18 protein-coding genes and 2 pseudogenes are annotated in these 24724 nt (G+C 71.1%); all 20 read right to left on the bottom strand.

Translation table 11 applies throughout. The features are described from left to right. Nucleotides 1-3: 3 nt before the first annotated feature. The 20 genes and pseudogenes from ACTEI_RS29720 to ACTEI_RS29810 all read right to left on the bottom strand — a co-directional run bounded on the left by ACTEI_RS29720 (nt 4) and on the right by ACTEI_RS29810 (nt 24669). Nucleotides 4-591: a GTP-binding protein gene (locus tag ACTEI_RS29720; RefSeq protein ID WP_122982491.1), complete on the bottom strand. Its 588-nt coding sequence runs from the start codon at nt 589-591 to the stop codon at nt 4-6. A gap of 100 nt (nt 592-691) precedes the next feature. Continuing rightward, complete coding sequence (locus ACTEI_RS29725) at nt 692-1042, bottom strand: DUF742 domain-containing protein (RefSeq protein WP_122980669.1); 351 nt, start codon at nt 1040-1042, stop codon at nt 692-694. Nucleotides 1043-1055: 13 nt separating this feature from the next. After that, nucleotides 1056-1517: a roadblock/LC7 domain-containing protein gene (locus ACTEI_RS29730; protein ID WP_122980670.1), complete on the bottom strand. Its 462-nt coding sequence runs from the start codon at nt 1515-1517 to the stop codon at nt 1056-1058. Further along, on the bottom strand, nt 1514-2638 hold the full coding sequence (locus ACTEI_RS29735; protein WP_122980671.1) for a sensor histidine kinase: 1125 nt from the start codon (nt 2636-2638) through the stop codon (nt 1514-1516). The genes ACTEI_RS29730 and ACTEI_RS29735 overlap by 4 nt, the downstream gene beginning before the upstream one ends. Nucleotides 2639-2973: 335 nt before the next feature. Beyond that, complete coding sequence (locus ACTEI_RS29740) at nt 2974-6021, bottom strand: glycoside hydrolase family 9 protein (RefSeq protein WP_122980672.1); 3048 nt, start codon at nt 6019-6021, stop codon at nt 2974-2976. Between the two features lie 1342 nt (nt 6022-7363). Further along, nucleotides 7364-7675: pseudogene (locus tag ACTEI_RS29745) on the bottom strand (IS5/IS1182 family transposase); the annotation flags it as partial. A gap of 23 nt (nt 7676-7698) precedes the next feature. Beyond that, the gene (locus ACTEI_RS29750; protein WP_122980673.1) at nt 7699-8709 is read right to left on the bottom strand and encodes a sugar phosphate isomerase/epimerase family protein; all 1011 of its coding nucleotides are present in this window, start codon (nt 8707-8709) and stop codon (nt 7699-7701) included. Between the two features lie 286 nt (nt 8710-8995). After that, on the bottom strand, nt 8996-11098 hold the full coding sequence (locus ACTEI_RS29755) for a ThuA domain-containing protein (protein WP_122982492.1): 2103 nt from the start codon (nt 11096-11098) through the stop codon (nt 8996-8998). A gap of 73 nt (nt 11099-11171) precedes the next feature. Beyond that, entirely contained in the window at nt 11172-14000 is a 2829-nt protein-coding gene (locus ACTEI_RS29760) for a PQQ-dependent sugar dehydrogenase (RefSeq protein WP_122980674.1), read from the bottom strand. 217 nt (nt 14001-14217) lie between these two features. Continuing rightward, nucleotides 14218-14763: a polyprenyl synthetase family protein gene (locus tag ACTEI_RS29765; protein ID WP_239082083.1), complete on the bottom strand. Its 546-nt coding sequence runs from the start codon at nt 14761-14763 to the stop codon at nt 14218-14220. A 240-nt stretch (nt 14764-15003) separates the two neighbouring features. Beyond that, entirely contained in the window at nt 15004-16389 is a 1386-nt protein-coding gene (locus ACTEI_RS29770; RefSeq protein ID WP_122980675.1) for an alkaline phosphatase family protein, read from the bottom strand. Beyond that, on the bottom strand, nt 16386-17549 hold the full coding sequence (gene eboE, locus ACTEI_RS29775) for a metabolite traffic protein EboE (protein ID WP_122980676.1): 1164 nt from the start codon (nt 17547-17549) through the stop codon (nt 16386-16388). Before eboE ends, ACTEI_RS29770 begins: the two co-directional genes overlap by 4 nt. Then, a complete protein-coding gene (locus ACTEI_RS29780) occupies nt 17549-18400 on the bottom strand; it encodes a TatD family hydrolase (protein WP_122980677.1) in 852 nt (283 codons plus the stop codon). The genes eboE and ACTEI_RS29780 overlap by 1 nt, the downstream gene beginning before the upstream one ends. Then, nucleotides 18370-19008, bottom strand: coding sequence for an EboA domain-containing protein (locus tag ACTEI_RS29785; protein ID WP_122980678.1), 639 nt, complete (start codon nt 19006-19008; stop codon nt 18370-18372). The genes ACTEI_RS29780 and ACTEI_RS29785 overlap by 31 nt, the downstream gene beginning before the upstream one ends. A gap of 55 nt (nt 19009-19063) precedes the next feature. After that, nucleotides 19064-19903, bottom strand: a complete 840-nt coding sequence (locus ACTEI_RS29790) for a sugar phosphate isomerase/epimerase family protein (RefSeq protein ID WP_239082084.1) — start codon at nt 19901-19903, stop codon at nt 19064-19066. After that, complete coding sequence (locus ACTEI_RS38735) at nt 19900-20265, bottom strand: hypothetical protein (RefSeq protein ID WP_239082093.1); 366 nt, start codon at nt 20263-20265, stop codon at nt 19900-19902. The genes ACTEI_RS29790 and ACTEI_RS38735 overlap by 4 nt, the downstream gene beginning before the upstream one ends. A gap of 137 nt (nt 20266-20402) precedes the next feature. Beyond that, a pseudogene (locus ACTEI_RS38740) lies at nt 20403-20777 on the bottom strand (UbiA family prenyltransferase); the annotation flags it as partial. Further along, nucleotides 20774-21922, bottom strand: a complete 1149-nt coding sequence (locus tag ACTEI_RS29800; RefSeq protein ID WP_122980679.1) for an inositol-3-phosphate synthase — start codon at nt 21920-21922, stop codon at nt 20774-20776. The pseudogene ACTEI_RS38740 and the gene ACTEI_RS29800, both read right to left, overlap by 4 nt. Nucleotides 21923-22374: 452 nt before the next feature. Next, on the bottom strand, nt 22375-23562 hold the full coding sequence (locus tag ACTEI_RS29805; RefSeq protein WP_187645873.1) for a Gfo/Idh/MocA family protein: 1188 nt from the start codon (nt 23560-23562) through the stop codon (nt 22375-22377). 54 nt (nt 23563-23616) lie between these two features. Further along, nucleotides 23617-24669 (bottom strand): substrate-binding domain-containing protein, encoded by a 1053-nt coding sequence (locus tag ACTEI_RS29810; protein WP_122980681.1) that lies wholly within the window; start codon nt 24667-24669, stop codon nt 23617-23619. Between the last annotated feature and the right edge of the window lie 55 nt (nt 24670-24724).

A 24724-nucleotide genomic window follows, 5' to 3' on the forward strand; every position in this document is an offset into this window, starting at 1 on the left:
GCTCTATCCGATGCCGGAGATGGCGTAGGGGCCGGCCGGCACCCCGGCCGCGGTGGCCCGCTCGGTCGCGTGGTTCACCACGGACAGCAGGGCGTGGGCGACGTTGCGCGGGTCGCGGACGTCCGCGGCGATCAGCGGCACGTACGGGGGCAGGGTGAGCGCCTCCCGTACCTCGGCGAGGTCGTGGGTCTGCACGCCGTGGAACAGGTTCACGCAGACCACCCACGGCACGTTCGCGTCGTTCTCGAAGTAGTTGACCGCGGGGAACGAGCTCTCCAGATGATTGGTGTCCACCAGGATCAGGGCCCCGACCGCGCCGCGCACCAGGTCGTCCCACATCGGCCAGAACCGTGGCTGGCCGGGCGTGCCGAACAGGTACAGCACCAGCGCCTCGTCGATGGTGACCCGGCCGAAGTCCATCGCCACGGTGGTGGTGACCTTGTCGATGCCCGGGTCCAGCCGGTCGATCTGGGCGGCCGCCGCGGTCATCCAGCTCTCCGTGCGGATCGCCGGGATCTCCGAGATGGCCGAGACCGCGGTGGTCTTGCCGACGCCGAAGCCGCCCGCGATGACGATCTTCGCGGACGTCATCGCGGGCGGCGGGTCCGTGTCCGGTACCGGCCGCGCGGCGGTGTCCGCTGAGGTCATCGGCTGCGCGGCGGCGTCGGGTGCGGTCATCGGCTGCGCGGCGTCAGGTGAGTCGCAGGAGGCCGGCACGGAGTCTCTCCAGGAGCGCTAGATCTTGCGAGGGGCGGGCGTCGTGGACCACCAGCTGACCGATCTTGAGCAGGTCACTGATCAGCAGCCGGGTCAGGCCGAGCGGCAGCCCGGAGCTGGCCGACAGCTCGGCCACCGAGCACATCCGCCGAGCCTGCTCGTAGAGCGTCCGCGAGGCCGGGGCCAGGCTCGCGGCGAGGACCGGGTCGTACCGGTTGCCGGTGGACACCAGGGTGTGGATCAGCAGCGGGCTGCGGCTGGCGGTGCGCCCCCGCGCGGTCATGTACGGGCGCACCTTCCAGTGCAGCCCCGGCCTTCGGGCCATGCCGGGCCTCCGATCAGCGAACCGGTGCGGGCAGGGTGCGCTGGTGCAGCGCGTGACGGGTCTCCGGGGTCAGCGCGTGACCGACGGCCTGGCTGAACGTGGTCATGGCGTAGCCGAGGTGGCCGATCTGGGTCTGCGGCTTGGCCGCCACCAGCAGCGCCGCGACGAACTCGCCGGACGGGTCGTCGATGCGCAGGAACGCCAGGTGGCCGTGCGGGTAGCGGATGCTCAGGTTCTCCGGGGCGCCGAGCTGCAGCAGGCCGCCGAGCTGGCCGGTGATGCCGAGGAAGCCGGCGGCGAGCGCCGCGACGCTCTCCGCGTGCTCCCGGCTCAGGTGGCCGGACGAGGCGAGTTGCAGTCCGTCGGCGGACACCAGGACGACCGCGGTGATCGTCGGCACCTCGCGGACGAGTTGGCCGATCAGCCAGGAGACATCCGGTTGGCCGCCGTCGGCGGTGGGGCGGTAGTCGGTCATTGCGGTCCTTCGGCTTTCGGGGGGACGCTCGGTGCTGGGGTCCTGGCCTCGGCGGCTTCCGGCTGGGGAGCCTTGGCGCGCGCGGCGTCGACACCGGCGTTGAAGTCGGCGGCGTCGTCGTGCCAGGCGGTCTGGTGGACCCGGGTGGTGACCGGGGGCGGCGGTGGCTCGGCGCCGCGCACGCTGGCCGGCACCCGGCGCGGCATCGGCGCCGGGCTGGGCCGGTGCACCGGCAGCTGCATGGTGATCTCGTCGGCCCGGGGCGGCGGGACCGGCGCCGGGGCCGGCTCCGGCTCGGCCGGCGGGACCGGGCTGCGCGGCGCCTCGCAGAGCAGGTCCGCGCCGATCAGCAGCATCGCCACGGTCCCCCGCGGCTGGCGCGGCACCAGCCGCACCCGCAGCGACCGGTGCCGGCGGGTGAGTTCGGCGGCGACGGCCAGGCCCAGGTGCGCCGGCTGCAGCTCGCCGGCGGCCGGGCCGTCCGGGTTCTCCAGCAGGCGCTCGATCCACGGCAGGTGCGCCGGGTTGAGGCCGATCCCGTTGTCCTCCACCCGGATCACCACGTCGCCGTCGCCGGTCAGGTGCGCGGCGATGGTGACCGGCTCGGTCGGCGGCGAGTACCGGTCGGCGTTGTCGATCAGCTCGGTCAGGATGCGGATCACGTCGTCGGCGGCGACCGCGGCCACCGCCAGGTCGGCCATCGGCCCGAAGTGCAGGCGCTCGTAGTGCTCGACGGCGGCGCCGGCCGCGTGCGCGACGTCCTGCAGCGAGGTGATCTGCTGGTCCGGGTCGTCGAGCGGCTCGCCGGTGAGCACCCGCAGGTTCTCGGCGAGGCGGCGGACCCGGGTGACCGAGTGGTCGATCCGGAACAGGATCTTGCGCCGTTCGGCGTCCTGCTCGCGGAACTCGGCCTCCCCGATGTGGTGAACCGCCTCCCACGTAAGGGTGAGCAGCCGGAGCGCGAACTCCCCGGCGACCGGGCGCCACGGGTCCGCCGGGTCCGGCGCGCTCTGCGGCTGCGCCGGCGGCGGCGCCGGGTCCTGGTCCGGCTCGCCGAGGGGTACGGCCTGCTCGACCCGCCGCCGACGCCACCAGCTCATCCAGCGGCTCGCCTCGGGCATCGATTGCTCCCTAATCAGCCTTCCGTCCTACCTAAACGGAAGAAGATCACCGGGTACGGAATCTGTACCGTACCCGCCTGATTGTCGGGATGGCTATCGGGTGAGTCAGGCTTTCGGCGCACGGAGGCCGACAATCGCACCCGGTGTCCGAAGGACCGCGGGTCAGCGCGCCGGGACGGTCCATCATGGACGGGACGGGTTCCGGATACGCGGTTGAGGCTGTCCAAAACCCGGGACACGCCCGGCCGGCCGGGCCGGACACACCCGACCGTCCCGGCACCGGGGACACACAGCATCGGTCCGGCCGACTGACGCCGGCCGGACCGATGACACCTTCAGCCGCAGACCGATCCGTTGAGCGTGATCAGCTCCGGCGCCGGGTTGGGACCGCCGGGGGTGGTGGCGTTGAAGCCGAAGTAGACCGTCTGCCCCGGCTGGATCCGCCGGTTGGTGGTGCTGTTCGTGACGGTCACCGTCGCGCCGTCCTGCGTCGCCGCCGCCGACCACGCCTCACGCAACCGCTGGCCGCCGAGGAACGCGAACCGTGTGGTCCACCCGTCGATCACCGCGGTGCCGGTGTTGGTCACGGTGACCTGGGCGGTGAAGCCGCCGTTGCCCTGCCAGGGACCGTAGTCGGTGTACGTCGCGTCGCAGGACACCTTGCCGGCCGGTTGACCGTTGCCCTGGTCGGCGAGGAACGAGGACACCCAGGCGAGTGCCGAGTTCCAGTTGATCGCCACCTCGTTCGTCGCGTACGACTCGATGTGGTCGACGTAGCAGAACATCGGCTTGCAGCCTGTCAACAGGTCCTTGGCGAAGGGATCGTCGAGGTTCGCGTTGGCGCCGCCGGCGAGCGAGCCCGCCGGCGGGTGCGGCGTACCGGCGTCCGCCTGGTGGGCGAAGATCCGGCTGTGCTGGTTCTGCGAGAACTTCTCGCCCCAGCCGGTGACGTACGACTGGTTCAGCGCGTTGCGGCCGAAGATGTAGTCGACGCCCTGCAGCGCCCCGTCCCGGTACTTCGCGTCACCGGTCAGGTCGAACGCGGTGGCCAGCACCTGGACGTTGTTGAGGACGTTGCTGTTCGCGCCCCAGAAGTAGCTGCTCGCGGTGCCCGGCATGGGCAGCCCGTACGCCTGCGTCCTCAGGGTCGCCAGGTACCTGTCGGCGGCGTCCGCGACCGACTGCCGGACGCGCTGCCGGTCGGCTTGCGGGAGCAGGTTCGGCACCGTGGCCAGATCGAGGCGGCCGAGAGCGGCGGTGCTGCCCCAGCCGAAGCCGGTGGCGGCGAAGACGTCGCCGGTGTGGTGCCTGCTGGCCGTCAGGTCGGTCAGGTACGCCTGCTCGGCGGTGCTCAGGTACAGCTCGGCGGCGGCCCAGTAGAACTCGTCGCTGACGTCGCCGTCACCGTACCCACCGCCACCGCCACCGAGGTCCTGCGCCGGCTTGGCCGGGTTCGCCTTCGCCGCGGCGTACGCCGTACGCGCCACGCTCAGGCACCGGCCGGCGAAGGCCGCGTCGTACGGAGCGAACAGCCGCGCGCACTGGGCCGCGGTCGCCGCCAGGTTGAGCGTGGCGGCCGTCGACACCGGGTGCAGTTCCCGCTGCTCCGGGTCGTCCTCGGGCGACATCGGGATGCCGGTCCAGTTGGCGTCGTGGATCTTGTGGTGCGCCATCCCGGCGAACGGCTTGCCGGCCGGCACCTGCATCCGCATCAGGAACTCCAGCTCCCAGCGGGCCTCGTCGAGGATGTCCGGTACCCTGTTGCCACGCTCCGGCACCCGCAGCGTGCTGTCCGCCAGCGCGGCGCCGTGCCCGGCCGTGGGCGCGGTCTTGGTGCGCTCGAACGTGCTCATCAGCTGCTGCACGGCGATACCACCGTTGACCACGTACTTGCCGTGGTCGCCCGCGTCGTACCAGCCACCGCGGACGTCCAGCCGGTAGTCGCAGGTATCGGCACGGCACGGCACGTCGACGTCGCCGCGGTTCGGCGCGATGCCGACATGTCCGGCGGGGCGGGCGTACTCCGCACCGACCAGGTCACCCTCGATCTCGATGCCACTGCGCTGGATGTAGAAGAACTGCAGCGCATCGGAACGCAGCTGCCGGTAGACGGTGCCGGAGATGTCGAACGGGTGGCTGGTCTGCCCGTCGGCGACCAGCCGGTATCCGGTTCCGGCAGCGCGGAAGGAGCTGAAGTCGATGCTGTGCACGTTCTGCCCGGACGCCGCGTCCACTCCGCGCGGCGTGCTGCTGCCGCTGGCGACCACGTCGCCCTCGGAGTTCTTCAGCTGCCAGCCGAGGGCGTCGGTGGCGTCGGTGACCACCGTCGCGTTCTTGGGCCCGGCGGGCAGGTAGCCGACCTGGTTGACCCGGACCCGCGGTCCGGTCTCCGGCACGTAGGGCGGCTCCTCCTCCCCACCGACCAGGGAGACATTGTCCAGACAGAACGTGTGCCCGGCCGCGTTTCCACCCAGCTGGAAGGCGACCTGGCCGGCGGTGGTGTCGGTGGAGGCGGTGAAGGTGTACTCGAAGTGCTGCGGGCTCGCGGTCAGCGCGACGTCACGAGACAGGAACGAGGTGTACGGCTCGGCGCCGAGCTGCACGTTCGCGCGGACCGTGGCCCCCGGCGTGGTGGAGGCGTCGAACGCGAACGTGTAGGACGAGCCCGCCACCAGCGAGATCCCGTTCTGCCCGAGGCCGGCGTCCCAGGGGTTGGCCAGCCCGGCCGGCACCGCCGAGCACAGCCGCCCGTCGTCCACCCCGGTGGACGTGGTGCCGTACGAGTACCAGCCCGACGTCCCCTCGGCGAAGTCCCCGTTCTCGATCTGTTCCGGGCCGTCCGGCGGCGGCACGGCGTCGTCGCTGGTCAGGCTGACGTCGTCCAGGCAGAAGGTGAAGTCGTCGGCGCTGCCGCCGAGCTGGAAGGTCAGCGTGCCGTTGGGCGAGTCCAGCCCGGCCGTGAACTCGTACTCGAAGGTCTGCGCCTCGGCGGTGAGCGCGACGGCACGCGACAGCGCCGGGGTGTAGGGCGCCTCGTTGAGCTGGACGTTGGCGCGGACGCTGACCTCTTCGCTGGCCGACGCACGGAAGCTCAGAGCGTACTCGGCCCCGTCGATCAGCGGGACGTCGTTGTGGCCCAGACTGACGTCCCAGGCGTTGGTGGTCCCGCCGGGGATCTGAGCGCAGAGCTGCCCGTCGACGATCGATATCGGTGCGTTGTCGGTGGACCACCACCCGGTGGTGCCAGAGCTGAAGGCGCCGTTGGGGATGTGCTGGACCGGCTCGGCGGAAGCGGGCGCAGCTGTCAGAAAAGTCAGCGCGAAGGTGGTCGCGGCCCCTGCCGCGAGCGAGGCGGTGACCTGTCGCCGTCGATGTGGATTCACAGACGTCCTTCCAGTGGCATCACCATTCTGGGAGCGCTCCCAGACAGGGCTGATTGTTGCCAGCGAATTAACGCCTGTCAATCGAGACGAGTCGATCAGGCCGGGCCGGCGGGGTCACCGGTCGACACCGTCATGCGGTCAACGATCTGCCGGTGGCCGATTCGCCATGCGGTACAGCTTCCGGGCCCGGGCGATGTCAAGCGACATGCCGTCGTTCACGGGCAGGACCCACGGGTCGGTCGCCGGCGGATAGCCACGGATTGTCATGGGCCGCCGCAATGGTGCGCTCATGCCCGAAGAGTAGCGACGAGCCGGCCAGCGGCCAGACAACGAGCACCCTGAGTAACAGGGTGGCATCGACGGTTTCTCGGTGCCGGCCGCGCTGGGTCGCTTCCTGTTCGCGGCGGCAGGTGGCGTTGCCGTGGGCGTGCTGATCGCCTTCGCGGTGCGCCTCCTCTCCCGGCCGCTGAGTGGCGATCCGGTGATGGCCGAGTTGGCCCAGTCGCTACCCGGCTCGTGGCACACCTGGCTCGACCACGAGGAGCGATTGCTGCCCGACCGACCGGCCCGCCGGTGAGCTGCCCGCACCGTGCGGGGCGGCCGGGCCGGTGCGGCCCAGGCGCAGCAGCAGGTACGGGTTGCCGACACTTGCGATCATCGCCCGCATCGCTTGCCGGCTCGCGATGACCTCGATCGGCGCACTGTACGGCACCACGCCGATACCGCGGCCGGTAGCGGTGAGCCAACCGGCGGACAAGGCCTCGCCGGCACGCAACCAGTCGACCGGGTCGTCGCTGCGGCCGAAGAGCACGACGAATACCGCCCCGGTGTCATGTCCGGCGCGGACCGATGATGCCCCACGACGGCCCGAGTCGGGGCTCGACGCCAGGGCGGGCGTTGCCCGTTCGGGGACGCCGGAGCCGGACGGGCGGGTGCCTCCCGCCCAGGCAGCCAGTTCCACCTGCCAGGCGGGGGCCGCCGCTCCGATGCGCTGCGCGTGGTAGACCGCCGAGGCCAGTTCCAGGATCTGATCGGCTCGCAGGGTGTGCAGCTCTGTCTCCTGGGCACGCATCGCCGCGACGACGGCAGCCAGGTCCACCGGGTCGATCGGCGTGCCGATGATCGGACGTCGGTCCGTGTGCCGCAACAAGATGAGTCGGAGGAAGTCCAGCGACGCCGGGTCGGCCGGCTCCCGTCCGCTGACTCGGACCCGGGCGAGCACATCCGCGATCGCGCGCACCATGCTTGCGGGCTCCGGACAACTTCCTCCGAGCAACGACCGCGATGGACGGCACGATGGCGGGCGGCATGATCGGGGCGCCCGGTTGACCGCCCTCTGCCCACGTCCGGTCACGTCGGCGATGACCTGAACGTTGACGCCGTGACGGCGGTGCTTGCCGGAGTGGTACGGCCTGTGGTCGGCGACCCGGTCGGTCGGGATCAGCGTGCCGTCCAGGATCGCGTACGCCAGCTGCCGGATGCGCCGCATCGCGCTGTCGAGGTCGTCGGCAGCCGCTCTGAGCAGGACGATCGCGTCCTGGACGTAGCGCCAGGCGGCCGCTATCGCGATCTCGAAGCCGGTTTGTCGCGTGGGAGGTAAAGCGGCAGCCGGAGATCGGCGGCGCACGTGCGCGGCCGGACTGATCGCGCCGCGCGGACGACTCCCGGTGACCGGGACTACGCCTTGGCGGACGAGAACGCCGTGTCGAAGGCCGCCGCCGGCGCGTCGAACGCCAGCCGCCGGACGAAACTCAACGCCTCCGGCGCGCCGACCAGCCGGTCCATCCCGGCGTCCTCCCATTCGATGGAGAGCGGGCCGGCGTAACCGATGGCGTTGAGCGCCCGGAAACAGTCCTCCCACGGCACGTCGCCGTGGCCGGTGGAGACGAAGTCCCACCCACGCCGCAGGTCGGCCCAGGGCAGGTGGGAGCTGAGCCGGCCGCGGCGCCCGTCGCCGGTGCGTACCTTCGCGTCCTTGCAGTCGACGTGGTAGATCCGGTCCGCGAAGTCGAGGATGAAGTTGACCGGGTCGAGATCCTGCCAGACGAAGTGCGACGGGTCCCAGTTGAGACCGAACTCCGGCCGGTTGCCGATCGCCTCCAGCGTTCGCCTGGTCGTCCAGTAGTCGTAGGCGATCTCGCTCGGGTGAACCTCGTGGGCGAAACGGACACCCACCTCCGCGAAGACGTCGAGGATGGGGTTCCACCGCGCGGCGAAATCGGCATATCCCCGTTCGATCATCTCGGCCGGCACCGGCGGGAACATGGCGACGGTGTGCCAGATCGACGATCCGGTGAAGCCGACGACGATGTTCACGCCCAGCTTGGCAGCGGCCCGGGCGGTGTCCTTCATCTCCTCGGCGGCGCGCCGCCGCACCGCCTCGGGCTCGCCGTCACCCCAGATCCGGGCGGGGAGGATGTCGCGGTGCCGCTCGTCGATCGGGTGGTCGCAGACCGCCTGCCCGACCAGGTGGTTGGAGATGGCGAACACCTGCAGGTTGTGCTTGGCCAGCAGCTCGCGCTTGCGCTCGACGTAGCCGTCGTCGGCGAGCGCCTTGTCGACCTCGAAGTGGTCGCCCCAGCAGGCGATCTCCAGGCCGTCGTAGCCCCATTCCGAGGCCAGCCGGCACATCTCGTCGAACGGCAGGTCGGCCCACTGGCCGGTGAAGAGGGTGATCGGTCGCGCCATGTTCTCACTTCCTCGCGGGTGTCCCGGGACTGTGTGCGGGATTCCGGTGCCGTCGAGCGGCGGGGCGGCACGAGGGACCACCCGAAGATGACGACGCGGCAGCGAGACGACGCGAGCATGCCGAGTGGGCTTGCGCCTCCCACCCGGGCGCCGCTGCGCGTCCGCGATCGTTGACCATCACTCTAGGCGGCCCGCGGTGCCGGCGGTAGATCAGCCGCGGTACGGGGTTGCGCCGCGTACCCGATGCCCGGGGGCACCCGGGTACGCGGCCTCATCGGTGGTCACGTCAGGGCAGGGTCCACAGCTGGTTGGCGCCGGCGTGGCAGTCCCAGAGGTGGATCTGCTGACCGTCGGTGGACTTGGCCTCGGAGACGTCCAGGCACTTGTTCGACTGCGGGTTCTTCACCGTCTTGTCCGGCTGGGCCACCCAGTTCTGCGCGGCGGAGCCGTTGCACGTCCACAACTGCGCCTTGGTGCCGTTCGCGGTAGCCCCGCCGGCGACGTCCAGGCACTTGTTGGACTGCGGGTTGCGCCACACCTGACCGTCGACGGTCCAGGTCTGCGCGCCCGTGCCGTTGCACGTCCACAACTGGATCCTCGTGCCGTCGGCACTGCCGCCGGCGTCGACGTCCAGGCACTTGCCGGCGAAGCCGGCCACCGGCCCGGTAGCGGTGCCGCCGCCGGACGCGTCCAGGGTGAAGTCGTCCACGTCGAAGAGCCCGCTACCGGATCCGGTGTAGGTCAGGTACAGGGTGCGGGTGCCGGACGGCACGGCGGACAGGGTGGTGGTGACGTCGGCGAAGGTTCCCCAGCTGCCGGTGTTGGGCACCGTCACCGAGCCCAGCACGGTGCCCGTGGCGGATCCGGTGCGCACCTGGATGGTGCCCCCGGCACCGCCGGAGACGACTCGCGCCGTGAAGGTGGTGATCCCGGTCAGGTCGACGCCGCTGTAGGAGCTCCAGTCACCCGGGTCGATGTAGCCCAGCGTCTGGCCGTTGTGGGCGCCGCTCTTGGTGAACGGCTGCACCCCGCTGGCGGAGGTGTACGCCTCGGCCTCGAGGGTCCGGGCGCCACCCCCGCCGCCGTTCAGCTCCTTGAGCCGAACATTGCGGAACGACACCTCGTCGCCGGTGCCGTGGTTCTGCAGGCCGATGTAACCGTCCAGGTTGCGCGCCGGGTTGGTGTTGGTGAAGTCGTTGATCTTCACGCCGTTGAGGAAAATCTGGAGTCGCTGGCCCTCCACGAGCAACTCGAAGGTGTTCCACTCGCCCGGCGGATTCAGCGCGGCGTCACGAGCGGCGGTGTTCGCGCCCTGGAAGCTGTAGACCGCGCCGGTGGTGCGGTCGGCGCTGTCGGTGGCGTCGATCTGGATCTCGTAGCCGTTGTCCACTGCCGACCACGGGTCGCTCGACGCCGGGAAGCCGATGAAGACGCCCGAGTTGTCGTCGCCGGACATCCGCCAGTCGAGCTTCAGGGAGTAGTTCGTGTACGCCTTCGCGGAGTACCACAGCATCCCGAGGCCGCCGACCGAGGTCAACGTGGCATCACTGTTCGTGAAGCTTCCCGGCCCGGCCTGGGACCAGCCGGATGTCGAGCCGTTGTAGAGCGGCGTGTAGCCGGTCTCCGGCCGGCAGTCGGCCTGGGCGCGCCCGGCCGTGTAGCGGATCCCACCGAGCAGGTGCCGGCGGAACCCCGGGTCCGCGTACGACGCGATGGTGTGCCCACCGCCGGTGTAGAAGGAGCGGCCCGAGTCGAGGGTCTTGCACCAGGCGTGCGGGTGGTCGCCGCCCATGCCGCCGCCGGAATACGACGTCTCGTCAAGGGACGCGAGCACGTGGGCGGTGCTGCGGGCATTGGTCTTGTAGTTGTACCACTCGTCGGTACGGGTCCAGGTCTGCGGCAGGTGCGCGGTGGCCGCGTGCGCCCGGTCCTCGACCTTGATGTCGGCCTGCTGGATCGACGGGTGGGAGGCGAACCAGGCGCCGACGAGTTGACCGTAGAAGGGCCAGTTGTACTCGGTGTCGGCGGCGGCGTGTACGCCGGCGAACCCGCCGCCGCCTCGGATGTACGACTCGAAGGCGGTCCGCTGGGTCGCGTCGAACACGTCACCGGTGGTGTTCAGGAACACCACCGTCTCGTACCCGGCGAGGTCGGACGTGGTGAAGGTGGCGGCGTCCTCGGTGGCGGTGACGGTGAAGTTGTTCGCGGCACCCAGGTCCTTGATCGCCTGCACGCCGGCGCCGATGGAATCGTGGCGGAAACCGGCGGTCTTGGAGAAGACCAGCACGTCGTAGGCGGGATCGGCGGCGGAGGCGGGGGTGACGGTACATGCCAGAGTGGTCAACGCGGCGGTGGCCACGCCGAGTAGAGAGCGGAAAGGTTTGCGCACGGCGATCCCCTCGGCTGAGCGGTTATGCGGCGGATGGGCCGGTCCCGGCCGCACGCCGGGACCGGTGGTCACGTCAGGGCAGGGTCCACAGCTGGTTGGCGCCGGCGTGGCAGTCCCAGAGGTAGATCTGCTGACCGTCGGTGGACTTGGCCTCGGAGACGTCCAGGCACTTGTTCGACTGCGGGTTCTTCACCGTCTTGTCCGGCTGGGCCACCCAGTTCTGCGCGGCGGAGCCGTTGCACGTCCACAACTGCGCCTTGGTGCCGTTCGCGGTAGCCCCGCCGGCGACGTCCAGGCACTTGTTGGACTGCGGGTTGCGCCACACCTGACCGTCGACGGTCCAGGTCTGCGCACCCGTGCCGTTGCACGTCCACAACTGGATCCTCGTGCCGTCGGCACTGCCGCCGGCGTCGACGTCCAGGCACTTGCCGGCGAAGCCGGCCACCGGCCCGGTGCGGGCGGCACTGCCGGTGGTGAAGGTGAACGCGTCGACGTCGAAGAGTGCCCCGCTACCGCCCGCGAAGGTCAGAAGGAGGGTGGTGGTGCCGGCCGGAGGGCTGGCGATCGTACCGGAGACCGTGGTGAAGGTCTCCCAGCTGCCGGTGACCGGCACCGTGGCGGAGCCGAGCACCGGGCCGGTGGCCGAGCCGGCGCGCAGTTGCAGGGTGCCGCCGGCCCCGCCGGAGGAGACCCGGGCGGAGAACGACGTCGCGTTGCTCAGCTGGTACGGCTCGAAGGAGATCCAGTCGCCGTTGCTGATGTCGCCGACCGTCTTACCGCCCTCGGCCGCGACCTTGCCGTAGACGGTGACGCCCGAGGCGTTCTTGTAGTGCTCGGCCTGGCGGTGCCTGGGCTGCAAGGTGTGCTGCGTGTGCGTGGCCAGGCCGCCGGCGTCGGTGTATTCGGCGTCGAACACCGCGAAGATGTTCGCGGCCGCGTCGTGTTCACCGTCGACCGGGATGGTCACCGAGCCGGAGCAGCCGGTGGTGGAGGAGATCTGGTGGCCGTGCTGGTCGTGACCGAGCACGTAGGTCATCTTGACCTTGGAGCAGTCGATGGCCGACTCCTCCGGGTCGGTGACGGTCACCGTGTACGGGATCGTGTCACCGAAGTCGAAGAGCCGCCCGTTGCCGGGGGTGGAGATGGTCACCGTGGGCGCGGTGTTGCCCACGCCGATCTGCACGCCGGCGCTGCCGGTGGCGCCCTGGGCGTCGGTGACGGTGAGCGTGACGTTGTAGGTGCCGTTGCTGGTGAACGTCTTGGCCGGGTTGGCGGACGTGGAGGTGGTGCCGTCGCCGAAGTTCCAGGAGTAGGTCAGAGCCGAACCCTCGGGGTCGCTGGAGCCGGCCGAGGAGAACGTGACGGTCAGTGGCGCCTGGCCGGAGACCTTGTCGGCCGTGACGTTGGCGGTCGGGCTCTTGTTGCCGCTACCGACGTAGTCGTACCGGTACAGCGCCGAGTTCTCGTCGCCGTTGAAGTAGCCGGTGCCGTAGTCAAGCACGTAGAGCGAGCCGTCCGGGCCGAAGGCCATGTCCATGACCTGCTTGCCGTTCCACGGGAAGGTGGCGATCTCCCCCACCGAGCCGTCGCTGCCGACGTGGACCGGTTTGATCCAGCCGCGCCCGAACTCGCCGGCGAAGAAGTGCCCCTCGAACGACTGCGGGAACTTGGTGGTCGACGTCGAGGAGGCGTTGTAGCGGTAGACCGGCCCGGCCATCGGAGATTCGGAGCCGCCACCGAACTCCGGCGGGCTGCCGGCGTCGCCGGCGTAGCGGATCCAGGCGGCCTTCGCCGGGGGCAGGGTACTGCGTCCGGTGTTGCGGAACGAGTTGTTGGCCGGCCCACCGGTGCAGTCGTACTTGGCGCCGGCCGTACCGGCGTCGAAATCCCACTCGGCGTACGTCTCGGTGGCGGTGTTGGTGCCGGTGCAGTACGGCCAGCCGTAGTTGCCGGGCCCGGTGACCCGGTTGAACTCGACCTGTCCGCTCGGGCCCCGGCTGGAGGTGGAGCCGGCGTCCGGCCCGTAATCACCGACGTACACCACTCCGGTGGCCTTGTCCACGCTCATCCGGAACGGGTTGCGGAAGCCCATCGCGTAGATCTCCGGCCGGGTCCTCGCGGTGCCCTGCGGGAACAGGTTGCCCGCCGGGATCGAGTACGAGCCATCCGCGTTCACCTTGATCCGCAGGATCTTGCCCCGCAGGTCGTTGGTGTTGCCGGCGGTGCGCTGGGCGTCGAAGGCCGGGTTGCGGTTGGCGCGCTCGTCGAGCGGGGAGTAGCCGTTCGACTGGAACGGGTTGCTGTCGTCGCCGGTGGACAGATAGAGGTTGCCCGCGGCGTCGAAGTCGATGTCACCGCCGACGTGGCAGCAGATGCCCCGGTCGGCCGGGACATCGAGGATCTTGGTCTCGGCGGAGAGCTTCCAGTCGCTGGTGAGGGTGAAGCGCGAGAGCCGGTTGACACCCTGCCAGGCGGACCAGTCGGTGCCGGTGCTCGGCGCATCCCCGCCCGGGGTGCTCAGCGGCGGGGCGTAGTACAGGTAGATGTGCCGGTTGGTCGAGAAGTACGGGTCGACGCCGACGCCCTGCAGCCCTTCCTCGTCGTGGCTGTAGACCGCCAGGGTGCCGACGACGGCGGTGTTGCCGTTGCTGTCGGTGCGCCTCAGGGTGCCGTTGCGCGCGGTGTGCAGGACCGAGCGATCCGGCAGCACCGCCAGCGTCAGCGGCTCGCCGACCTCCGGCTCTCCCTTGGCGAGGGTGATCTGCGCAAAGTCGGTGGCGTCGATGGGGTGGGCCTGCACCGCGGTGGCCGAGCCTACGACGGTCACCGCTGCTACGAGCAGGGAACTCGCTGCAGCGGCGCACCAGCGGAACCGGGACGAACGACCTCGGAGGGATTGCATGGGACAACCTCTTCCTGAGCGGGACAAAACGCTAAGCGAGGCGCGCGCCGTCGCGCCCGATGGCCTAGCCGGAGTGAAGAGACCGCCAAGGGAAACCGCGCCGCCGGTCCACTTCGACGTAACACCGAAGGTGTTGTGTCAGAAACATTAAGGAGTCGATTGACCACTGTCTATACTTTTGCAGAGCCAATATGGACTTTCGCTTTTCCTGGCGAAACTACTGCCGGTGCGGGCGGTTCGTCGCCTCCTCGGCCAAGGCCGTCAAGGCAGCGGCCACCTGCGCCGGCACGGGCGCGGCGCCGATCTGCAACGGGCGGGTCACCGTGTACCGCGCCGTCTTCATGCGGATCACGGTCAGGGCGCTGGCCGCCGAGCCGTCGCCGACGCTGGACACCAGGTCGAGATACTGACCGGCGATGATCTCGGTGCGCATACCGGCGAAGACGGCGTAGCCGCGGTACACCTGCTCGCGAGTCAGCCCACACCCCTGGAACATCTCGTCCGCCCAGGCCGCACACAGGTCGCCGCAGAGCAGGGCGGTGTTGCGCCCGTACCGCGCCGCGTCGCCGCGCCACGAGGAGCGGGTGTGCGGATCGGCGAAGAGCTGGTGCACCGACGGCTCCCCGCGCCGCCGCTCACTGCCGTCCATGATGTCGTCGTGGATGAGCGCGAACGCGTGGAAGAGCTCCAGCGCCGCGGCCGCGGTGACGATCGGGGCGCATTCCTCGCCGCCGGCACTGCGCCGGCCCCAGTAGCAGAACATCGGGCGCAGCCGCTTGCGCCTGCGAGCACGAAACGGTGCAGCGCGGTCAAGAGCCCGCGGGGGGCGCCGTCCGGCCACCCGGGTCCCTGTCGATGCAGGAACGCGGCCAGCTCGGCGTCGAAGCGGGCCCGCAGCTTCGCGTTGTCGCATCCGCGCGTGACCAGCTGAGTCATGGCCTGCCCCGCACCGGCGAGACACGGCCGCGCCACAGTGCGGGCGGCGGGTCGGGGACGCTCGGCATCACTCCCCCTCCAGACCGGCCAACTCCAGCAGCACGCCCTTGACGTCGGTGGCGGCGAGCCGGGTGCGAGCGGCGGACGCGTCCGAACACAGCAGGACCGGGGCGTCGGCCGGGTCGCCCGGCAGCCGCCCGTGCGAGCCGCGCACCGCCTGTGCGCCCGCATCCAGCCCCACCACGTTCATCAGATACCGCATCCCGAGCTTCCTGCGCGCCAGCGCCAGCACCGCGCGCCGCTTCGCCGCGCCCGGGGCGGCCGGATCGAAGAACAGTTCGGCGGGGTCGTATCCGGGCTTGCGGTGAATCTCCACCAGGCGCGCGAAGTCGGGCGCCCGGGCGGTGTCGAGCCAGTAGTAATAGGTGAACCAGGCGTCCGGCTCGGCCACCAGCACCAGCTCCCCGGCTCGCGCGTGATCCAGCCCCTGCCGGCGCTTGCCCTCGGCATTCAGCACGTCGGCCACCCCGGGCAGGCCGGTGAGCAGTTCGGTCACGTACGGCAGGTCGGCCGGCTGCCGGACGTAGACGTGCGCCACCTGGTGGTCGGCCACCGCGAACGCCCGCGAGGTCCACGGATCCAGGTACTCCATGCCGTCCTGACGGTGCACCCGCAACAGGCCTCCGGCCCGCAGCGCACGGTTGACGTGCACCGGGCGTTGCACGGGCGTGATGCCGTACTCCGACAGCGCCACCACCGTCGCTCCGCGCGCGACTGCCGCCCGCAGCAGCGGCCCGAGCACGGCGTCCAGTGCGGCGGCGGCCGCCGCGGCCCGCGGATCCGCCGGGCCGTAGCGTTGCAGGTCGTAGTCCAGATGCGGGACGTAGACCAGCGTCAGGTCCGGGTCGTGCGCCGCCATCACCTGCTCGGCGGCCCGGCAGATCCAGTGCGAGGACGCCAGGCCCGCGCCCGGCCCCCAGTAGCTGAACAGCGGGAAGGCGCCGAGCCTCGCGGTCAGCTCGTCGTGCAGCTCGGGTGGATCGGTGTAACAGTCCGGGTCCTTGCGGCCATCCGCCCGATAGATCGGACGTGGCGTGACGGTCCAGTCCACGTCGGCACCCATCGCGTACCACCAGCAGATGTTCGCCACGGTGAACCCGGGCCGGCGCCGGCGTGCGGTGTGCCACAGCTTCTCCCCGCCGACCAGGGCGTTGTGCTGGCGCCACAGCAGAACCTCCCCGAGATCCCGGAAGTACCATCCGTTGCCGACGACCCCGTGCCCGGCCGGCCGCTCGCCGGTCAGGAACGTGGCCTGCACCGAGCAGGTGACCGCCGGCAACACGGGATCGAGCCGGGCCGAGAATCCTCCGTCGGCGACCGCCCGCAGGCGGGGCATGTGTGCCAGCAGCCGCGGCGTGAGCCCCACCACGTCGAGGACGACAAGCTTGCTCATCGGTTCGCCTCCACCGGGCCGGCCGGCCTCAGGCCGAGGTCACCGAGCAGGTCACGGGTGTACGCCAGCTCACCGGCGATGCCGTCGGCCAGCTCGGCGGCGGTACCGGGTCGCCGGTCGGGCGGCAGCACGTCCCACGTGTAGGTCTCGACATCGAGGTGGTCGCACCAGGGCTCGGCAGCGGTCATGAGCTCCCGCAGCCCGGCCTCCAGCACCGGGGTGGTGCTCGCCAGCGGCACGGCCGGCGCCGCATGCAGCGGAACGTGGAAATGCACCCGCCACGGTCCGGGCAGATCCTCGGCAAGGGCGAGGTCCAGGTCGTCCGTGCCCGCGCCCCCGGCCGAGCGGGTCTGGTGCAGGAACCGGGGCTCCGCATAGGGCCCGATCACCTGCCGGGCCGCCACCGGGTCGGTGACTTCCAGAGCCGCACTGACCTGTACCTTCACCACGGGCAGGCCGGCCGCCGCCAAGCGGTCGAGGGCCGCGGCCGGCTCCTCCCAGGCGCACGCCAGGTGGGCCAGGTCGAGGCAGACACCCAGCCGGTCGCGGTCGACCGCCGAGAACAGCCGCGCCGCCTGCGCGGTGGTCTCCACCACACAGCCGGGCTCGGGTTCGAAGCCGACCCGCACCTCACGGCCGCTGTCCCGGCCGATCTCGGCGAGGCCACCGGCCAACCGGTCCAGCATCGCCAGCGCCGCCTCGTGCTGGTCCGGGCGCCACGGCTTTCGCCACGCCAGCGGCAGGGTGGAGATGGATCCGCGACGTACGTCGCCGGGCAGCAGGTCGACCAGCACCCGGGCGAGGTCGAGGGTGTAGTCCAGGCGCTCGGCGGTCGTCCAGTCCGGATGGTAGACGGCGTGCTTCACCACCGGGGCATGGAACGCTCGGTAGGGAAAGCCGTTCAGGGTCACCACCTCCAGCCCGCGGGCGTCGAGTTCGGCTCGCAGGCGCCGCCGCGACCCGGCGTCGCGGGCGAGAGCGGCGGCAACCGGAGCCGCCAGCCACAGGCCCAGGCCCAGCACGCCGACGTCGAGGCGTTGGCGCACCGGTACCGCGTACGCGTCCAGCTGCCGCACGATGCCGGGCAGATCCTCGGCCGGATGCACGTTGGTGCAGTAACTCACATGCACCGTCCCGCCGCTGACGTGTCGCAGTCTCATCAGCTGCCACCCCGCAGGATCGAGCTGCCCTGGAAGCTTGCCGGGCCGGGCGCCGTCGCGGTCAGGTGCGGCCGTCCGGACTGCCCGTAGAACTCCACCGGATTACGCCACAGGACCTGGTCGACGTCGTCGTCGGTGAACCCGGCGGCGAGCATGGCCTCACCGGTGCGGCGGGTCAGCAGCGGGTCGGAGCGACCCCAGTCGGCGGCGGAGTTGACCAGCATCCGGTGCAGGCCGTGGCCGCGCAGGATCTCCACCATGCGCGACGGCGACATCTTCGTGTCGGGGTAGATGGAGAAGCCCATCCAGCAACCGGAGTCGTGCACCGCGCCGACCGTCACCTCGTTGAGGTGGTCGACGACGACCAGGCCGGGCTCGATGCCGGATTCCCGCACCACGTCGAGGGTGCGGCTCACCCCCCGCGCCTTGTCCCGGTGGGGGGTGTGCACCAGCGCGGGCAGGGCGTACTCGACGGCCAGCCGCAGCTGAACGGCGAAGACCTCGTCCTCCTCCGGCGTCATCGCGTCGTAGCCGATCTCACCGACCGCCACCACCGAATCCTTGTCCAGGTAGCGGGGCACCAGCGAAAGCGCCTCCCGGCAGTGTGGGTCGTTGGCCTCCTTGGGGTTGAGGGCGATGGTGGCGTGGTGCCGGATCCCGAACTGAGCCGCCCGGAACGGTTCCCAGCCCACCAGCGAATCGAAGTAGTCGGCGAACGAGCCGGCGTTGGTGCGTGGCTGGCCCACCCAGAACGCGGGCTCCACCACGGCCTGAACTCCGGCCGCGGCCATCCGCTCGTAGTCGTCGGTGGTGCGTGAGGTCATGTGGATATGCGGGTCGAAGATGCGCATCGAACCTCCAGAACCGGTCGGGTGAACTGGCGCACCAGCGCGAGGGCGTCAGCAGGGAGGTGGCGTCCGGCGGCTTCGCGCTCCTCGCGCAGGCCGGCCATCATCGCCACCAGTTCGCGGTCGGCCCGCCGCGTCAGGTCGTGCACCCGCGACAGCGGAACGCCCAGGAAGACGCACTTCAGGACCGCTTGCCGCCAGGCGCGCTGGTCCAGGTGCCGGGCGTACGGGCCGAGGGCGGCGCTGAGCAGGCGGGTGTCGTTCGTGCGGATGGCGTCGTGCAGCAACGGCACGGCCTCGGCACCGATCGGCACCAGCGCCAGGGCCCGCAGAACGGCGTGCTTCTCGACCGCGTCGCCGTAGCGGTACAGCTCGTCGAGGTATCGCGGCAGGTCGGTGCGCGGCAGGGCGAGCAGCAGCAGGGCACGGGCCGCCTCGTCGGCGGTCCAGTCCGACGCCTCCGGCAACCGGGAGCGGCCGCACCGGCGGCCGGCGGCCGGGAACAACCGGGTGATGCTCGGCGGGTCGGCGCTGACTCGCGCCACCCCCGCGGCGAGCCAGGCGCCGCCGCAACAGTCGTGCAGTGCCGTACGCAGTGTGTCGGGGTCCATGACGTCTCCCTCTGTCGGGCATCAGGCGTGTGCCGGCCGGGCAGCCGGGTGCCGGTCACCCCCTCCGGGCTGCGGCCTTGAGGAACTGGATGGATCGGGCGGCCACCGCGGGGGCGGCGTGGGAATGCCGGGGCAGCTCGACCGCGACCAGACCCCGGTAGCCTGCCGCGTGCAGCGCGGCCAGCACCGGCGGGAAATCGATCTCGCCGGTGCCGAAGGGCAGGTGTTCGTGCACGCCGCGGCGCATGTCGTCGATCTGCACGTTGACCAGGTGGTCGGCCACCGCGGCGACACAGTCCGGCACCGGCTCCGGTTCCCGGCACCGGCAGTGGCCGATGTCGAGCGTGATCCCGAAGCGGGCGGGCGATCCGAGCGCGTCGTGGAGTCGCCGCCAGCCGGCGATGTCCTCGACCAGCATCCCGGGTTCGGGCTCGAAGCCGAGCACCACCGCGTGCTCCTCGGCGGCGGCCACGACGTCGGCGCAGCCGCCGACCAGCCGTTGCCAAGCCGTGCGCTCGTCCACGCCGGGCGGCCGCACCCCGGCCCAGAACGACACCGCCTCGGCGCCGAGGTCGGCGCCCACGGCCACCGCCCGGCGCAGGAAGTCGATCCGCAGCTCCCGCTCGTCGTGCAACAAGGTGGGTGCGTGCTTCTCCCAGGGGTCGAGAAGGTACCGGGCACCGGTTTCGATGACCAGCGACAACCCGAGGCGGGCCAGATCGGCGGCGACCGCGTCGACCCGGCGGGCCAGTCCGGGCGCGAAGGGATCGAGGTGACCGTGGTCCAGGGTGAGCGCCACGCCGTGGTAGCCGAGGTCGGCGAGAATGGTCAGGGTGTCGGTGAGCCGATGGTTGGCGAAGCCGTTGGTGCCGTACCCGAAGCGCAGACCGGTCACGTCGGGCTCACCGCCCTGGCCAGCCGCGCGGCGAGCTCCGCGACGCAGGCGGTGGCCGCACCGGCAGCCACCGCACCCTGGCGCGCCGTCAATGCACCCTGCAAGACCGGCAAGGTGGTGATGCCGGCCCCGACCGCGGCCCGGACGCGCGCCGCGCTGGGGTCACCGATCACGGCGGCTTGGACCGCCCCGTAGCGGGCCGCGTACCAGCCGGCCAGCGCGGCCGGTACGAGCGTGCGCCGCAGCCGGGTGCCGGGCCCGGGCCGGGTGGACCCGGCCAGCCCGGCAACCGCGGCCGTCGCGGCGAGCGTACGCACCGGCAGTGATGCTTTCGCGCCGTGGACCTCGGCACGCGAGAGCATCGTGACCGTGTGGTGTGCGCGGCAACCGTCAACGTGGTGGCCAGGACCGCGCGTGGCCGGGCCCGCCACTGGCCGTCCGCGCCGAGCAGCACGTCGAGGCCTCGGCAGGCGGCCATCACGGCCGGTCCGGCCATCGTGTTCTTCGCTCCCAGGTCGTACGCCCAGATGGCGCCGGCCAGAGCGAGCGCCACCGGAAGCCGCCGGCGCCCGCCGGCCAGTCCGGCCACCGCCATCCCGGCGGCGGTCAGGCCGACCGCCAGTCCCACCGCTGTGGTCGCGGGCACCCGACCGGACGGGATCGGCCGGTCGGGGCGCTCGACCGCGTCGAGGTGGCGGTCGGCCCAGTCGTTGGCCGCCATTCCCGCCCAGTAAAGGCAGACCGAGGCGCCGGCCAGTGCCAGGGTGCGTGGCCGCAGGGTGCCCGCCGCGGCGGCACCGGCGACCGCGTCACCGGGCACGGAGAGGGCGGCCGGGGCGCGGGTGAGTTCGATGAGATCCCGCCAGCCGGTCATGCCGGCGACTCCGCCCCGAGCCCGGCGGCGAACGCGGTCAGCGCCTGCCACTGCTCGGCGAAACCATGCGCCACGTCGCCGAGCGGATCCTTGAAGAAGAAGGCAAGTTCGTGCAGCGGGCCGACACGCCCGGCGGCGTGCGCCGCGCCGGTGAGCCGGGCCAGGTCCAGCACCAAGGGCGCGGCCAGCGCCGAGTCACAGCCGTGCCAGGTGAATTCCAGGCGCATGCCGGTGCCCAGGAAGCCGGAGAAGGTGACCAGGTCCCAGGCCGTCTTGAAGTCACCGATGTCCTCGACGTACTCGATTCGCACCGCACCCTGCGGCTGATAGCCGAGCGTCTCCTTGAGGACGCGCTGCTTGCTGGCGCTCTTGGCCGCGTTGGCGCCCGGGTCGGCCAGGGTGGCCCCGTCGCCTCCGCCGAGCAGGTTGACGCCGGACCAACTGCGCACGTGCAGGTGACGGCGGGCGAACATCGGCGCGAGCACCGACTTCAGCAGCGTCTCGCCGGTCTTGCCGTCGTTCCCGGCGTAGGGCAGCCCGCGTCGCCGGGCGATTTCGGCCAGTGCGGGCAGGCGCGCCCCGGTCGAGGGGGTGAAGTCGACATACGAGCATCCGGCGGAGAAGGCGGCATAGGCGTAGAGCGCGCTCGGTGGAAGCACCGCCTCGCCGCGGCGCAACGCCACGTTCAGGTCCGCTGCCGTGGCATGGGCCGGATGAGCGGCCGCAAGGGGCTCGGTGGAGGAGACGTTGACCACGACCACCCGGTCCAGGCCGTACCGATCCCGGAAGTCGCGCAGGTCCGCCTGCAGCGTGGCGGCGGTCTCCGCCTGGCTCTCGCCCGCCGGGGCCAGCCGGATGTCGGCGTCGGCCCGGACGAGGTCGTCGTGCACCGCGCGCACCAGGGCGGCGGGCAGCACACCTGAGGCGGCCAGCTCCCCGGCACGCTTGGTCAACGGCGTGGACACCCGGTCATGGCCCCCGAAGACCAGATCGCCGAAGCCGGCGAGGCCGGCGGCCCGGAATTCAGGGAGTTCGGTGACGCACCCGGTACCGGGCACCAGGCCGGCACGCAGGGCTGAAGCTCCGACAATGCTGGTCACCGCGACGCTACCGCGCCCGCCGACCAACCAGACACCCACAGTCATGGATCCTCCGAAAGCGCAGCTGCGGCGATGGTGGAGAGGGGCCCCGCCCGCACGCCGCCCGGTCACCTGTCGCGGCACGGAAGTCGGCGGTATCAGCACCGCCACGAGTGCGGCGGCGTACGGGCAGGGCTGGCAGGCCGAGCCGGGTGGCGGCCCGGCCGGCCCGCCGTCGACACCGAGCCCGGCCGTCTCGGCTGGGCCGGTCGGTGATGGTGGAGAACAGGGTTGGCCGGCAACGGCGTACCGAGCCGTCCCGGTGGTCGCCCGGTGCGGACCGGGAATCCCGTCCGAGCCGCATCGCGGGTGAACCACCCGGCCGCCGACCGTCCGGACGGCCGGGGCGCAACCGGGTCCGGACCCTCGTGGAACGACGGCCGAGAAGGATGAAGGGAATCGCTGATTGTCGTCGCCGCCGGCACGAACGCGGCGGCTTGCCGGCCGCGAGGGGCCGGTCAGGCGATGGCCTCGGTCGGGGCCGACTTCACCTCCAACCATGTCGAGCCCAGCTGCGCGGAGCGTACGACGGCATCGAGGACGAGCTGCACCTGCAGGGCGTCGGCGAACGAAGGCGCCACGTCCGCCCCGGTGGCGATCGCCTCGATCAGGTCGCGTGCCTGGTGGGTGAAGGAGTGCTCGTAGCCGATGAGGTGGCCGGGAGGCCACCATCCGGACATGTACGGATGGGTGGGTTCGGTGACGAGGATGCGGGTGAAGCCCTGCTCCGCGGCGGGGAGGGTGGCGTCGTAGAACTCGAGCTCGTTCATGCGCTCGAAGTCGAAGACGAGGGACCCCCGCGAACCGTTGATCTCCACTCGCAGCCCGTTCTTACGGCCGGTGGCGAATCGGGTCGCCTCGTAGGTGGCGATCGCCCCGCCGTCCAGCCGGGCCAGGAACAGCGCGGCGTCATCGACGGTGACCTCGCCCCGGCCTGCCGGTCCGCCCCCGGAGCCATCGCTCGCCGCGGCGCTCAGGCCGCTCGACGCTCCCGGCAGCGGCCGGTGCTTGACGAACGTCTCGGTCAGCGCGCTGACTCCGGCGATGCGCTGACCGACGACGTACTGGGTGAGGTCGATGATGTGCGCACCGATGTCACCCAGGGCGCCGGAGCCCGCCTTGTCCTTCTGCAGCCGCCAGACCAGCGGGAACTCCGGATCGGTGATCCAGTCCTGGAGGTACACCGCGCGAACGTGCCGGATCTCGCCGAGCCGCCCCTCGGCGATCATGCGGCGCATCAGGCTGACGGCGGGCACCCGTCGGTAGTTGAAGCCACACATCGACCGCACGCCGAGCGCGGCGGCCCGGGCCGCCGCGGCGGCCATGGCCTGGGCCTCGTCGAGCGTGTTGGCCAACGGTTTCTCGCACAGTACGTGCTTGCCAGCGTCCAGGGCTGCGATCGCGATCTCGGCGTGGCTGTCACCGGGCGTGCAGATGTCGATGAGGTCGACGTCGTCACGGGCGACGAGCGCTCGCCAGTCACTCGTGTGCTCCTGCCAGCCGAGCTGGGCCGCCGCCTCGGCGACCTTCGCCTCGCCCCGGCCGCAGACGACAGCCATCCGGGCCTGCATCGGCAGGTCGAAGACACGGTTCACGGTGCGCCACGCCTGTGAGTGCGCGGTTCCCATGAACGCGTAGCCGATCATGCCGACCCGCAGATCCGTGGTGTGCGTGGACAAGATGGGTCTCCCCCCGTGCGATCAGAACCCGAACTTGAGGTACTTGCTCGCGTTCTCTTTGGTGATGGTTTCGGAGGCGAGGACAAGTTCCTTCGGCACCTGAAGCTCCACGAGGTCCGCCATGCCCTTGTTCTGGCCGATCAGTCGGGCCAGCGAGATGGCCGAGGACGCCATCGACGGGCTGTAGGTGACCGTCGCCTTGAGCGGCGTGTTGTCGGTCTGGATGTCCCCCATGGCCTTCTTCGAGCCCGCGCCGCCGACCATGATGAACTCCTTGCGGCCGGCCTGGTTGGCCGCCGCAAGCACGCCGATACCCTGGTCGTCGTCGTGATTCCAGAGCGCGTCCAGCTTGGGCAGTGCTTGCAGCAGCTGGCTCGCCGCCCGCTGCCCGGTGTCGGCCGTGAACTCCGCGGGCACCCGGCGCTGCACCTTGAAACCCGCCGCGTTCAGGGTGTCCGCGAAGCCCTTCGACCGCTCCTGGGTCAGCTCCAGCGAGTCGATGCCGGGGATCTCGCCGATGACCGGGCTGCTGACGCCCCTGGCCTTCATCTGGGCGATGATGTAGGCCGCCGCGGCCACGCCCATGCCGTAGTTGTCGCCCTTGATCTGGGTGCGGTAGGCACGGGCATCGGGGAACGCCCGGTCGAGGTTGACCACGGGTATGCCGGCCGCCATCGCTTCGAGGCCGAAAGCGTTGAGCTCCTTGCCGTCGTGCGGCAGCAGGACGATCACCTGGGGCTTCTGCGCGATCAGCGTGGACAGGGCCGCACGCTGGGCCGCGGCGTCAGCTCCGGCCTCGACGGACTTGAATTCCACATCGGTGTACGTTGCGGCCTGCGCCTTGGCGTTGTTGGTGATCGCCGCGATCCAGCCGTGGTCGGCCGCCGGAGCGGAGAAGCCGATGACCACCTTCTCGCCCGGTGCGGCGTTACCGCCGGCCGCGACGTCCTTGGTCTGCGCCTGAGTGGGCTGGGCTTCGTTGCTGGTGCATGCGGTGAGGAACGTACCGGCGCCCAGAGCCGCGCCGCCGAGCAACAGTCGGCGCCGCGACAGGTCGCGACTGTGCTGTGACATGACTTCTCCTGAATCAAATCGGTGTGCGAAAAGGACAGATGCGGGGTGTGCGGGA

The sequence above is a fragment of the Actinoplanes teichomyceticus ATCC 31121 genome (assembly GCF_003711105.1).
GTDB classification, from domain to species: Bacteria; Actinomycetota; Actinomycetes; order Mycobacteriales; family Micromonosporaceae; genus Actinoplanes; species Actinoplanes teichomyceticus.

Coding starts and splice junctions, on each gene's coding strand:
- ACTEI_RS29720 (WP_122982491.1), bottom strand. CDS start 591: ATGACGTCCGCGAAGATCGTCATCGCGGGCGGCTTCGGCGTCGGCAAG.
- ACTEI_RS29725 (WP_122980669.1), bottom strand. CDS start 1,042: ATGGCCCGAAGGCCGGGGCTGCACTGGAAGGTGCGCCCGTACATGACC.
- ACTEI_RS29730 (WP_122980670.1), bottom strand. CDS start 1,517: ATGACCGACTACCGCCCCACCGCCGACGGCGGCCAACCGGATGTCTCC.
- ACTEI_RS29735 (WP_122980671.1), bottom strand. CDS start 2,638: ATGCCCGAGGCGAGCCGCTGGATGAGCTGGTGGCGTCGGCGGCGGGTC.
- ACTEI_RS29750 (WP_122980673.1), bottom strand. CDS start 8,709: ATGGCGCGACCGATCACCCTCTTCACCGGCCAGTGGGCCGACCTGCCG.
- ACTEI_RS29760 (WP_122980674.1), bottom strand. CDS start 14,000: ATGCAATCCCTCCGAGGTCGTTCGTCCCGGTTCCGCTGGTGCGCCGCT.
- ACTEI_RS29765 (WP_239082083.1), bottom strand. CDS start 14,763: ATGTTCTGCTACTGGGGCCGGCGCAGTGCCGGCGGCGAGGAATGCGCC.
- ACTEI_RS29770 (WP_122980675.1), bottom strand. CDS start 16,389: ATGAGCAAGCTTGTCGTCCTCGACGTGGTGGGGCTCACGCCGCGGCTG.
- eboE (WP_122980676.1), bottom strand. CDS start 17,549: ATGAGACTGCGACACGTCAGCGGCGGGACGGTGCATGTGAGTTACTGC.
- ACTEI_RS29780 (WP_122980677.1), bottom strand. CDS start 18,400: ATGCGCATCTTCGACCCGCATATCCACATGACCTCACGCACCACCGAC.
- ACTEI_RS29785 (WP_122980678.1), bottom strand. CDS start 19,008: ATGGACCCCGACACACTGCGTACGGCACTGCACGACTGTTGCGGCGGC.
- ACTEI_RS38735 (WP_239082093.1), bottom strand. CDS start 20,265: ATGCTCTCGCGTGCCGAGGTCCACGGCGCGAAAGCATCACTGCCGGTG.
- ACTEI_RS29800 (WP_122980679.1), bottom strand. CDS start 21,922: ATGACTGTGGGTGTCTGGTTGGTCGGCGGGCGCGGTAGCGTCGCGGTG.
- ACTEI_RS29805 (WP_187645873.1), bottom strand. CDS start 23,562: ATGATCGGCTACGCGTTCATGGGAACCGCGCACTCACAGGCGTGGCGC.
- ACTEI_RS29810 (WP_122980681.1), bottom strand. CDS start 24,669: ATGTCACAGCACAGTCGCGACCTGTCGCGGCGCCGACTGTTGCTCGGC.